At 41.0% G+C, this 12,594-nt stretch carries 11 protein-coding genes and 2 tRNA genes; 6 read left to right on the top strand and 7 right to left on the bottom strand.

Going from position 1 to position 12,594, the window contains the following annotated elements; genetic code table 11:
- Positions 1-145 precede the first annotated feature (145 nt).
- The 3 genes from AC6I5A_RS05295 to AC6I5A_RS05285 all read left to right on the top strand — a co-directional run bounded on the left by AC6I5A_RS05295 (position 146) and on the right by AC6I5A_RS05285 (position 1,868).
- Entirely contained in the window at positions 146-1,429 is a 1,284-nt protein-coding gene (locus tag AC6I5A_RS05295) for an adenylosuccinate synthase (protein ID WP_034612617.1), read from the top strand.
- Between the two features lie 234 nt (positions 1,430-1,663).
- Positions 1,664-1,739 (top strand) — tRNA-Phe (locus AC6I5A_RS05290).
- Between the two features lie 54 nt (positions 1,740-1,793).
- A tRNA-Gly gene (locus tag AC6I5A_RS05285) sits at positions 1,794-1,868 on the top strand.
- Positions 1,869-2,051: 183 nt separating this feature from the next.
- Here AC6I5A_RS05285 and AC6I5A_RS05280 read toward each other — a convergent pair.
- The 6 genes from AC6I5A_RS05280 to AC6I5A_RS05255 form a co-directional block, all read right to left on the bottom strand.
- Positions 2,052-3,530, bottom strand: coding sequence for a carbohydrate kinase family protein (locus tag AC6I5A_RS05280; protein ID WP_034612614.1), 1,479 nt, complete (start codon positions 3,528-3,530; stop codon positions 2,052-2,054).
- Positions 3,511-4,005, bottom strand: coding sequence for a carbohydrate kinase family protein (locus AC6I5A_RS05275; RefSeq protein ID WP_497900514.1), 495 nt, complete (start codon positions 4,003-4,005; stop codon positions 3,511-3,513). Before AC6I5A_RS05275 ends, AC6I5A_RS05280 begins: the two co-directional genes overlap by 20 nt.
- Before the next feature lie 96 nt (positions 4,006-4,101).
- Positions 4,102-4,749: a hypothetical protein gene (locus AC6I5A_RS05270; RefSeq protein WP_034612611.1), complete on the bottom strand. Its 648-nt coding sequence runs from the start codon at positions 4,747-4,749 to the stop codon at positions 4,102-4,104.
- 183 nt (positions 4,750-4,932) lie between these two features.
- Positions 4,933-6,114 carry an SGNH/GDSL hydrolase family protein gene (locus AC6I5A_RS05265; protein WP_034612608.1) on the bottom strand — a complete coding sequence of 394 codons (1,182 nt, stop codon included), beginning with the start codon at positions 6,112-6,114 and terminating at the stop codon, positions 4,933-4,935.
- Positions 6,115-6,209: 95 nt separating this feature from the next.
- Complete coding sequence (locus tag AC6I5A_RS05260) at positions 6,210-7,136, bottom strand: DUF4037 domain-containing protein (RefSeq protein ID WP_034612607.1); 927 nt, start codon at positions 7,134-7,136, stop codon at positions 6,210-6,212.
- A gap of 14 nt (positions 7,137-7,150) precedes the next feature.
- Positions 7,151-8,134: a tetratricopeptide repeat protein gene (locus AC6I5A_RS05255; protein WP_034612604.1), complete on the bottom strand. Its 984-nt coding sequence runs from the start codon at positions 8,132-8,134 to the stop codon at positions 7,151-7,153.
- A gap of 215 nt (positions 8,135-8,349) precedes the next feature.
- Here AC6I5A_RS05255 and AC6I5A_RS05250 point away from each other — a divergent pair, with 215 nt between their 5' ends.
- Both AC6I5A_RS05250 and AC6I5A_RS05245 read left to right on the top strand, forming a co-directional pair.
- Positions 8,350-9,903 (top strand): amidohydrolase, encoded by a 1,554-nt coding sequence (locus AC6I5A_RS05250; RefSeq protein ID WP_034612602.1) that lies wholly within the window; start codon positions 8,350-8,352, stop codon positions 9,901-9,903.
- A 72-nt stretch (positions 9,904-9,975) separates the two neighbouring features.
- Positions 9,976-10,893 (top strand): NAD-dependent epimerase/dehydratase family protein, encoded by a 918-nt coding sequence (locus tag AC6I5A_RS05245; protein WP_034612599.1) that lies wholly within the window; start codon positions 9,976-9,978, stop codon positions 10,891-10,893.
- An 85-nt stretch (positions 10,894-10,978) separates the two neighbouring features.
- On the opposite strand, the gene AC6I5A_RS05240 is transcribed toward AC6I5A_RS05245, so the two are convergent.
- Positions 10,979-11,599, bottom strand: a complete 621-nt coding sequence (locus tag AC6I5A_RS05240; protein WP_034612597.1) for a DUF4125 family protein — start codon at positions 11,597-11,599, stop codon at positions 10,979-10,981.
- 355 nt (positions 11,600-11,954) lie between these two features.
- Here AC6I5A_RS05240 and AC6I5A_RS05235 point away from each other — a divergent pair, with 355 nt between their 5' ends.
- Positions 11,955-12,488: a YbhB/YbcL family Raf kinase inhibitor-like protein gene (locus AC6I5A_RS05235; protein ID WP_034612595.1), complete on the top strand. Its 534-nt coding sequence runs from the start codon at positions 11,955-11,957 to the stop codon at positions 12,486-12,488.
- Positions 12,489-12,594: the final 106 nt, after the last annotated feature.

Genomic DNA, 12,594 nt, shown 5'->3' with positions numbered 1-12,594 from the left:
CGAAGAGAAACGGTCGAATGTTTTAGGTATATAATTATTTAATGTTCGATTATTGGATTGACAAGGAGGATGAGGATTGTTAAGATAAATTTGCTTATGTCTAGAGGTTCTTTACCGGTGGGTAAAAGATGGGAGGAACAATCACATGGCTGCTGTTGTATTAATTGGTTCTCAATGGGGGGACGAAGGAAAAGGTAAAATAACAGACTTCCTAGCTGAAAAGGCGAATATCGTTGTTCGGTACCAGGGCGGAAATAATGCAGGACATACTGTTATTGCGAATGGAGAAGAGTTCAAGCTTCACCTGATTCCTTCGGGAATCTTATACCCAGACAAGACCTGTGTCATTGGTAATGGTGTAGTGATTGATCCGAAGGTTCTGTTGGATGAACTTGATCACATTGAAAAGCGGGGCATTAAGACGGGGAAACTGCTGATTAGTAGCAATGCCCAGGTTATTATGCCCTACCACTGGGTTCTTGATGGCTTGGAAGAAGAAGCGCGCGGTGAACGTAAAATTGGTACAACGAAGCGGGGCATCGGTCCTGCTTACCAGGATAAGGTGTCACGGATTGGGATTCGCATCATTGATCTCTTGGATAAAGAGGAGTTTGCTGAGAAGCTTCGCTCTAATTTAGTAGAAAAAAATAACTTGTTCGTGAAAGTCTATGGCCAGGAAGCCCTTAAATTTGAGGAAATTTATGAAACATACCTGGGTTATGCTGAACAACTTCGTTCGATGGTGACCGACAGCTCACTTGCGATTGACGAAAGTATTCGTTCAGGAGGAAGGGTACTGTTTGAAGGTGCCCAGGGGACTTTGCTTGACGTTGATCATGGAACTTACCCGTATGTGACGTCTTCTAATCCGATTGCCGGAGGAGCATGTATCGGTTCAGGTATCGGTCCAACCCGTATCGATCGCGTGGTCGGGGTAGCAAAAGCTTATACTACGCGTGTTGGAGAAGGTCCTTTCCCAACTGAACTTCTGGATGAGAGCGGAGAACAAATGCGGGCGAATGGACATGAGTTTGGAACCACTACCGGACGGCCGCGTCGCTGCGGTTGGTTTGATGTTGTCATTGCTCGTTATGCTGTTCGAGTGAGCGGGATTTCTGATTTTGCTATTATGAAACTTGATGTTCTTACAGGGTTCGATACACTAAAAATATGCGTTGGATATCGTGTCGGAGGAGAAATTATCCGGGAATTCCCGCAAAGCCAAAAGATCTTCAGGCAAGCTCAACCTGTTTATGAGGAAATGTCTGGTTGGCAGGAAGATCTGACACTGGTCCGTCGTTTTGAGGAATTACCTGGCGCTGCGCAAAATTATATTCTCCGAATTGAAGAGCTGACCGGTGTGCCTGCTACGCTGGTCTCAATTGGCCCAGGACGTGAACAAACCATAGTACGAGGTGGGATCTATTAGATCAGTTAAAAAACACTTGACGGTTTAAATTCATTCATGGTAAAATTACTTTCGCGACCAAGAAACACAGCTATATCGTAGCAGCTGGCTAGAGCATTTCACGAACAGCAAAGATTGATCAAGTTTTCAAGACCCCCACTTCTATAAGTGGGGGTGGGTTCTTCGCAACTTCAGGTGGGGTAGAGTCCCCATCTGAAGTTGCGATGTTCAGCTTAAGCTGAACGAGTTCACTATGCCTCGGTAGCTCAGTCGGTAGAGCAGAGGACTGAAAATCCTCGTGTCGGCAGTTCGATTCTGCCCTGAGGCACCAGGTATTGCCTTGACGAATAGGTGAAGCTTGTCTAAAATGAGTTTGTTATAGCATGCGGACGTGGCTCAGCGGTAGAGCATTGGCTTCCCAAGCCGAGGATCGCGAGTTCGAATCTCGTCGTCCGCTCCATATGTATTTTTAAGCCAACAATGGTTTTGACGTAGACTTTGAGGTATGTTTACGATTTATTCGTAGGTATATCTCTTTTTATTTAGTCCTATGGAAGCCGCGGGTTTCACTCAGGCTCGAGTTTGACACCTTAAACCGTCGAAAATTCCCATGCTTACGTTACTTACTAAATAATAAGTGTTCTTACTTAATATTATACATATCGTTTAAGAAAAATTTCTGCTCCAAATTTTTATACTCATTTGGGAGAGAGTCGAACTTAACTTCTAACACTTTTATATCCTGTGTATAGTCTTTATTAAAAATTGTAGTTAAATTGCTCACAATTTCTCGTGGACTAAATTCTTTTTCTTTTAATAATTTATTAATAAAGGCTAGGATTACACTTTTATCAATTTTAATTTCAATGGATCTAGACTTACTCAAATCCCTTAAAATACCTGCAACAATAATAGGAACATCTCCGGGACGATTTTTTAATGCTGGTAAAGCATATTTTTTGCATCGCGATTTTACTTCGTTTGATATTAAGTAATACTTTTCATTAAAAGTTGCATCGATTAATAGAAATCTAATATTTTGTTTATGTGCTGCATTAAGAATATTAACACCGTGTTCTTCAATGAATGATTTACCGTTCTTAATGTTTTTCTTTTTTTTCAGTGCTTCGTCTACAATCAGTAATAAGATTCTGTTTTCACCTATGTTATACTTTTTTCTTAAATCAGAGAAATAAATCTCTAAATTATTAAGATCACAGTTCAATAATTCATCGGAAAAATCTACTGAAAACGTAATTGACTCTTCTTTATTCTTAGAGATGATATATTGCATTAAGCTACTTTTTCCACAACCAGCGGGGCCATCCAAGATAATACTATGTATTTTTCCGCTATTGCCTTTTTCAATATCTTCAATGAGTAAATCTATAATAACATTTTTAAAGTTTCGATTATTTGAATATAATTCAGGGACTATTGTTTTAAAATCAGATAATTTTATCTCATTTTCTTTAGGAAGGTACGTAATACCTTTTGTCAATGAACCCTTGGGCTCTTGCCACTTTTTGGAGTTTGCATTTTTTAGCTTTTCATTAATATCCTTTAGAGTGGGCATCTTTAACCAAGGTTGCTCACGATAAGCAGCTACAACACAGTTTGCGTAGTTTAAGGCGTCTAAAACTTGTTTTGACTCCGAATTTTTATCGATAGATATTGCCATAATACCGGTAATTACATCACCACACCCTAATTGCTGATGCGAATTTTGAGTGACGCAGGGAGGCATCCGGTAAATATTATATATATTCTTATCAACTGCGGAAGGAGTAATTGCTATTATCCCATCTTTGTCACACTTTATTATGTGATAAGTGAAGTTACCTAAATAATATAGTGACCTCTGAGCCATTTCGACTAGAACTTCTTTATTGTCCAGCTGATCTCTCCAATGTTTCTCTCTATCTGGTTCATTAATAAGATGGCACCACTCATATAGGTTAGGTAATATCATTGTTGCCTTGATATTATTATATTTAATTCGATTTCGTTTAGGGTCTACAATAAGGGGTATTTTATAATCTTTTGCAAATTTAGCAATTTTTTTAATAATTTCTTCATTAATGCATAGGAAATCTAAATCATTAATTATAAATTGAATCAATCATATGTTCTTGTTCTTTGTGTACATGATTAAGGGAAGAAATAACTGTTTCATGTTTCTCCTTCGTTATATGAATATCTCCATAATCATCAAAACGGACGGGGTGTCTAAAAGTATTATCATTATTTGAAATAATCCTATTTATTGTATGCATAGGGGCATCTGTTTCATCTTGTACGCCATAGAATTCAATTACCTTATAAGAATTGTCAAAGGTAGTACTGTCATTCAGAATAGACCTAAAACTATTTACAGGTGTCTTACCAATTATTCCCCAAAGAAAAGTATTACCCTCATTTACCACTGCAAGAATTCTTGCTGTATTAGCGGCACCTCCGGCAGTAAGTTGTCTTCGTTTTATTTCATAAATTTGTTCCTGGGCATCAATTTGCAAATGAGGACGCAAAGCTTTACTTCTAGCAAAAATGGTGTGATCAACTACAAGATCACCAATAACAAAAACATTCTTTTTCATATTTAACACCCTTAATTCCTCTTATTTAATACATAAGCTTTATTTTAAGAATAATCTTAATTTTTTTTATAAAATTATATTACGAAATAACTAAGACTAATAATTTATACATGTCACACAAACAGTCCCACATACGGTCTTTACATCCTCTACATCTAAGGTGGAAAAATCATTAGCCCCGATGCACCAGGCAATTAATTCATAATCATTTGGCCGATTTATCCAGTCTTTTTCAAGACCATTACCCGCTTTATATTTTATTACATTTTCGTAACATAATTGTGGAAGAATAGGAGGCAGTACTGTTCGCGCATGAATATTACGAACTCCAATTTCCCTTAACGTTTTGATTGCCCTATACATCGAAATCCCGCTAGTTATGGCTTCATCTATTAAGATAACGGAAGAAAACCCTTTTTTAGTAAATATTTTTCCTAGTTTATATTCAGCTGCTCTTTCTCTCTTAAGTTGATCTGAAAGTAAGAACATCGATGTATTTAAATTATGCCTTGAAAAGCTATTCCAAAGGTATAGTCCGGTTAATTCTGCCCAACATTTCCCTAGGTATATGCCCGCATTCGGAATTGGTACTACTGCATTACATTGAGTATTCTCCCTATTTGCTAGAATTTTTACCAAAGATTTTCGAATAATTAAATGATTATCGATATTATTTCCTGGTACTATCTTTTTACCATATGCTAATGCTACACTACAGTTTAATACATGTCCTACTTCACTCATTATCAATCTCCAAACTAATTAAGAATAAAATCGTATACCCATTGTTGCGGCTTGGACATTCTTGCGGGGCTGTTTGGTCTGCTACAAGGAAGTTATATCCCTACCCGTGAGCAAAGAGAATTACGGGTAACTCATTAATTTTCTATACCTTTCCTCATTTTCCTTTAAAGATAAGAGAAATAATTAAAAAAGGGTATTGATAGTACCCGAGCATTCTGGTTGCACGAATAGCAATTCTGATAGAACTTCGCTAATTAATTGAGCAATATATTGATACCCTTTATTTGTTAGATGTACATCATCTCCGGAATTATAAGGAGCCGCTAACTCATCCGCCCCATTGCTTAACAGATCATATATCTTTACCAAAGGATAACCCTTTTTCTTGCAATAAGCATCAAGCCAGGTATTGTACGCCAAGTATCGATCGGTAAGAGTTGCTTCACAAGGAGGCAGCTCGACAAATAGTACCTTAATGCCATTTGTAGTGGCTAAATTTGCCATGTAGTCATAATTACTTGTAAATGTTGCAATATCTTCAGTCCCAAAATTTGATGAACTAAGTATTACAACTTTAGGTTTAAATTTAACGACATGATCAGTAAATCTATTTCTATTTTGAGTGGAATCAAACCCATTCTGCCCTGCATTTACCACATACGCTCCAATAATCTTGTACAGATTATACGATACCGAATAAGTTGGATCATCATACCTGCCGTACATCCCAGGCCAGGGACTATGGCCGGGAAATCCTTCAACCCTGCTATCCCCCATGCATACCGCATACATTGGCGTAACGATTATGTCATCCAGCAACATATCGTTCAGAGCTTCCGGGCCAACATTTATACCAAAATAGGCTGGACTTCCAACAGTTGCAACCTCTCCTATATAATGAAATCCATCGATATCACTAAACCAACCTCTGGCAATATTGTAAATTGGATCAAATAACAGATAAACTCTAATTCCACCAGTGGCGATAAAAGATATTGGACGTTGATTTCCTCCGGCGGGTGTATTAAGGGATAATCGATTCTTACCAAAAGTTTGTACGCCAAGAGAGACAATCGGGATATCCGAACAGTTAGTAAGTTTCAAAGCTGATATAGTAGTTGATGCATAGGTTAAATAGACATCGGCAGAAAGAAGAAAGGGTATTTGCGAGGGAAAGGTTAACGCACGGTGAATTCCAGCATTTGCCCCGGACAACCTAAACTTTCCCCTGGAAAGGTCTACCGTACCGGTAACTGTCCATCCAGTCACACTATCACACGGATCATCAACCAGGGGAGTATAGGGAGAAGGCCGAGGCACAGGGACTTTATTCGTTGGTACATATGATAAAGGCTTATTATGCATGTAGGCATCTCCTTTCTGGGATTCGGAAGGGGTCTTGAATACATTTAAGCCCCCCTGTCCGATTGGAACGAGGAGGCTTTGCCTTAATGGATGTTTCATCCCACTAATATATTTCGGGCACGCAAATTGGGATTTTGGATCTTTTGCTGAATGACCGGACCATGGTCAAGCAAGAAATCACTTGCTGAATCGCTCAAACCCTGGTACTGAAACTCTCTTCTAATAGCGGTGCAGATATCTTCAATCAAGGAATACTTCTGATCGTAATCGGGTGTGGTAACAAGGTCATTTACTGCCGTATAAACATATTCCCCCAAGATGGGCAGACCACGCATCGCTCTGTGCATCCATTTAAAAAAAGGCTTGTATACCCTATTCAGTAAAAATACCATTGAGATCACATCAGAGCAAAACTTAGCTTGAGCATAACCGGCAGCTACATATTCCTGTCTCTTGACACAACGCTTAAAATTATACTGACCGAACTGGGCAATGGTCATGCAGCGGGCAGCAATCTTTTTTAACCTTACGTCTTCAGGGTAAAATTCCTTGAGGGCATTTCTAAACTTGGTAAACTCGCCTAGCGGGTCATAAAACACCTTGCCATTTGTACAGACTGCCAGCGTGTCCTCCGGGAGCCGGAGCCACTCCTCCAAGCTTGCCGGAGGTCGATCAAGTCCGATAAAGTGATGATAAAAACGGCCTGTTTCAAAAATGCCAACCCTTTTATCACCGTACGCACTCACCTGCCGCGGGCCGTACCCGGCAAAATCCTGAGGAAGCTTGTCAATCTCCGCCTGGAGTGCAGTTCCGATGAGCTGGTAAGCTTGATTAGTAAGCCAAAGGCAAAACGACGGTCCCCAGTCATGGTCCCTGGAAAACTCATCATCAAACCCATAACATTCTGAGCCGTCACCGACCAAGCCAGCGGCGATCCTGCTTTCATACACATTAAACTTTTCGAGGATCAGGGGTCTCCCATAGTGATTATAATATTTTTCAGCCAGTTCCAGGCCTTGCAAAAACAATCCCTCCTTTATAGCATGATGGTTACCAGATTATCGATGTTCTTTCTGGTCATTTCAGCGCGCGAAGCAACCCCCAACTTCAAATATAGTTTTTCCGCCTGCTGGAAATAGGTTAGGGCGGAATAATAATCACCTTCCTTAAACAATATGTAACCAATGTTACCAATTTGGTTAGCGATGCCCAACTCGTGACCTATTTCCTTAAATATAGCCAAGGATTCACTGTAGTGCTCCAAAGCCAAGTCATTTTTCGCGAGATCTCGATAAACCGAACCAAGGTTGCCCAGTTGTTCGGCTTCATTTGCTCGAGAACCGAGTTTCCTGAAAATGGCCAATGCCTCTCGGAAAGAATCCAAGGCTTGATCATATTCTTTCCTGGTCACAAGGATCAGCCCGAGGTTGTTCAGACACTTAGCTGTTCCTGAATGCCCGCCAGTTTCTCGGAAAAGTAACAGCGCCTGCTGAAGACATTCTATGGCTAGAGCCAGGTCTTTCTGCTGGTTGTAGATACCCTCCATTTTCTGGAGAATACCCAGCAGTATGGCAGTGACTTCCTTAGTTTCCCATGTTTCTTTAAGGATTGGCAGAGCCTGATTAAAATACTCTATGGCTTTATCTGAATTTCCTTCAGAATAGTAAAGATGGCCTATGTTACTTATAAAAGCACTCTCAAACCACTTATTTTGCTTCTTTTCAGCTAGAGCTTGGCCATGGAAGTAACTTTGATGAGCCTCAACGATCCTGCCTGAAATAAATAAAACATTTCCCCGGTTAAGGAAGGCGGACATCGAGGGGAAGATGCCTATCGATTTTTCATATGCTTCGCCAGCCTCGGCATTTTGATTGGCGTAAGATAATTCTTCCGCCAGGATAAAACAATCCAATGCCTGGCGTTTGGCTGCGCCTTGTTTAGCCAGTTCGTTCTCCAGGGCCTGAACCGGGGCTTTGATCAAAAAAGTGCCGTTGGACATAACTTGATAGTTCTTAGCCATAGCCACTTTCCTCTCTATCATTTTAGGATAATTATCTCAATAGTCGGACGCAATTGCAATGATCCGAATCACAGTTTTTGGAAGAAACTTAGTTTAAAGAGATAGAAAATTTTTATTTCACCACTGAATTTTGGTATAATCAGAAGATAGCGATTAACGGAGGAACTTTGCTATACCGGGGAACCTTATCTTGCCTGGAATTGGAGGAAATAAATTTGGCAGGCAATTCAGCAGATTTGATTTTATACAATGCTCAAATAATTACATTTGACGAAGAGCATAGACAAGCAGAGCTTGTTGCGGTCAAGGACGATAAAATTCTCGCCGTCACTAATATCTCCGACCTTGACTTACTTACAGGACCAAATACCAGACTCATCGATTGCCAGGGAATGACCGTTATTCCTGGTTTTAACGACGCGCACTGTCATCCCATTGGTCAGGCAATAACTCTTCTGCATATTGACTGCTCGCCTTTAAGTGTAAGAAGTATTATGGATATTAAAAGTATAATCCGTCAACGAGCACAAGAGACTCCCCATGGTAAATGGCTGCGAGCAGCTCAATACAATGAAATCAGACTCACTGAAAAGAGAAATCCCACGCGCTGGGATTTGGATGAAGCAGCACCGGACCATCCTGTAATACTGGTTCATTACTCGGCAGGCACATGTGTTTTAAACAGTAGGGCACTCCAACTGGTGGGAATCACCAGGAAAACTCCCGACTCAGCCGGCGGACGGATCAACAGGGACCCGGTAACGCAGGAACCGGACGGGATCATCTTTGGCATGAATGCCAAAGTACAAAAAGGGATCCCCCCAGTGGATGCCGAAGAACTGGAAAAAGGAATTAGGCTGGCCAGTCAGCAATATCTTGCCTGCGGGATAACTTCCCTGCAAGACACCGGCTGGAATAACAGTCTGAACCACTGGCAGAGCTACAAGAGGTACAAAAGAAAAGACGGATTGCTACCTAATCGGATTTCAATGCTGATCGGAAGTGCCGGTCTGGAAGATATCACAAATAATGGCTTATCCATGGGTAGTGGGGACAACCAGTTACGGATTGGAGGGGTAAAAATAGCCCTTGATGAGAGTACCGGTCAGCCCCATCCGCCGCAAGAGGCTATCAACTACCATGCGCTTAAAGCACACTTAGCAGGTTTCCAGCTGGCATTTCACGTCCATGACCAATATAATTTACGGGCAGCCCTGGGTGCCCTGGATCTGGTTCTCCGCGAAAGCCCCAGACCATTGCACCGTCATCGCCTGGAACATTGTATGGTGTGCACGCCTGATTTACTGGCTCCCATGGCGAAACATCGCCCGATGGTGGTAACTCAGCCTTCATTCCTGCACTATGGGGGTGAAGATTTCATGAAGACTGTACCACACGAACAGCTCCACTACCTTTTTCCCATAAGTTCTTATTACCGGACAGGACTACAGGTAGCTTTTAGTTCCGATTCTCCGATGATGCCGAGTAATCCTCTGATAGGCATCTATACCGCTGTAAGCAGAAAGGAGTTGCATGGACAGGTGCTTGCTCCTGAAGAAGGTATTTCTCCAAGTAATGCTTTAAGGATGTACACCCTCGGAGGAGCATATGCTTCATTTGAAGAGGGTATTAAAGGCTCGATCACTCCCGGTAAGCTTGCCGATTTGGTTATTTTAAGCAGTAATCCCAATCAAGTTGAGGTAGAAGAGCTCAAAGACATTAAGGTCATGATGACAATCATTAACGGAAAAGTTGTTTGGGAAAGATAGTCGAGGTAACAAAATAGAGACTGTGTGGCGATGAGTTATGGGACTAAATTCAGGGGAAAGGAGAACCTTGAGATGAAGAAAAACATTTTAATCATCGGAGGAAGTTATTTTATTGGCAGAATCTTTGTGATGGGGTTATCTAAAAAGAATGATTATGCTCTTCACTTGGTCAACAGGGGAAGGAATCCGTTAAAGATACCAGGGGTTACGGAACATATTTGTGACCGCAGAGACCTGAAAGAGATGAAAAAAGTAATACCCCCTCTGGATTACTATGCAGTTATTGATTTTTGTGCCGATTTTCCTCAAGAAATTAATAATCTGATTGAGAATGTGTCGGGAACAATTGAACAATACATTTATATAAGCACCTGCGCTGTTTACAAACCTTCCCTGGATTTTCCGAAATTCGAAGATTCACCGAAACCCTCCGGCGCGCTACCCGGACCCATGGGTGAATACGCATACAATAAATGGCTATTAGAGCTGGAGACGCAAAACGTATGCCAAAAACATAATATTCCGTACACTATACTGCGTCCAGCTTTCGTTTATGGACCATTCAACTATGCACCAAGGGAATCGTTCTTTTTTGATCTGCTCCTGATGAACAAAACCATACCCGTCCCGCAAGACTCCCTGGCGCTTTTTCAATTTATTTATGTAAAAGATATTGCCAGGATCTTGTTTGCTTGTTTGGGCAATGAAAGAGTTTTCAAGAACACCTATAACCTGGCTGCCGAGGAACTAATCTCTTACGACAAGCTGATTGAAGTATTTGAGCAGGTAAGCGGTAACTCAATCCAGACAAAACGTTTAAGTATTGATACAATCAACAGGGACAATATAGCGCTGCCCTTCCCCATGGATCAACACGAAATTTTCTCGGGTTCCCTGATTGCCGGCACGCTGAATTTTAAATTCACCCCATTTATGGAGGGTATGAAAGAAACCTTTGAATTTTACAAGAAATTCTCTTTCAAAGGGTAAGTAAACTTACAATAAATTTGGCTTATCACCAAGGTAACGGACGATTTTGAAGCAAGTATTTGAAGGCAAGGGTTAACCCATGCCTTCAAAATTTAGGTTCCAGTTTTTCATTGGCCTCCGCCAACGTATTAAAACCGTATTGTTTAACCATATATAAAAGGGTGATTTCTGAGCCATTGATACGTTCGGACTGCTGCTTTAAGACATTTTGATAGTATAATTCCAAAGTCCTTTGGGAATAAGTCATAAGTTCTCCGCGTAAATACGTTTCAACAGACGTTACAAACATAGAATCGTTCGTACTGGAAATGGGCCTGCCCCTTTTCAGAATATTAGGGAATTTGACTGAAAGTTCCTCTTCCCATTCCATAACAATTTTAACAATCTTGTCGATCAACGGAATAATTTCCGGATCCAAAGAGGGGAGTCTGTGTTCGATTTTCGCGTACTCCAACGGGGAGGTATATTGCATCATCCGGGCATATTTTTCGGTTAACAAGTTTCTTTTGATTTCCTGTGCTTTGGAGAGATCATTCAGATAACTTTCCAGAGTGTCCTCCGACCAACTTACCGCCTGGCTATGCCGCATAATCTTAAAAGTTTCCGGATTATCCTGGCAAGACGCTTTTCCGCCGATATTGGACACATTATGAAACATGTTCCATTCAAGGTCAATAATCTTGGTAATCAGAGCTTCTTTACTCATCAAAATTCCTCCTTGCTACCGGTGTCGCGGCTTAGAAACTTAACTTTGCGATACTCCACACCAAATATTATTCCACCCCAAGGCCTCCTTTTCCTGCAATTATTGTGCGACAATCGCGCATTCGTAAGATTAATCTAACTGTAATCATGCAGGATAGTTTATTGTCAAAATAGGTCAAAGTAAGTCAAATTAAAAGTAAATCTTTCTCCAACTGTAAAGCAGGATTTTTAAGTATTGATCTAGAAATTCACAAAGGAAAGGAGGAAAGTAAGGATAAAGAGAAAGATAAAGAGAAAAATAAAGTAAAAGTAAAGTAAAAATTTTGTCTATTATCAATTAATTAGGAGGGATAGTTATGTCCGAGCAAAAAATCTTTAGCCTTAAGTCTTCCGCCTTTGAAAACGGCGGAACAATTCCTGAAAAATTCGCGGAGATGAATCAGGTTTCTCCTGCCTTAAGCTGGGAAGATGCCCCTGCCGGAACCCAGAGTTTCGCTCTTGCCCTTACAGACCCAGATGTACCGGCGTTTTTTAACTTCCCCCGCTGCTTTGCCCATTGGATGATTTATAATATTCCCGCTTCTGCTAATAATCTGCCTGAAGGAGCAAGCCCTGCCGGAAACATACCAGCTGGCGCCAAGGAACTCAATAGTGATTTTATTACCGCTTTCCAGGTTCCAGGTTTCAAAGCCGGCTATGGAGCTCCTTGGCCGCCTGACGCTGCTCATCGCTATGTATTTACCTTATATGCGCTGAAGACTGCTAATTTGGAAATTCCAGCTAATGCCGATTTCGCTGAGTTTGCTAAAGTTGTTTTACCCCAGACTATCACCACGGCTACTCTTATCGGGACTTACGGTCCGGCTAAGAATCCTCTCCCCGGCGCATAATTGCTAATTATCAATGTATCTAGTCCCAGTCCTGCTGCAATTTAATTAAGCCTGGTTTAATGGGCTGGGAGAAGATACAAAAAGCTGGAAACCCATAAGACAAGGG

Source organism: Desulfosporosinus sp. Tol-M2, from assembly GCF_059735615.1.
Note: the sequence above shows the minus strand (reverse complement) of the source record. Positions and strands in the feature narration are given on the sequence as shown.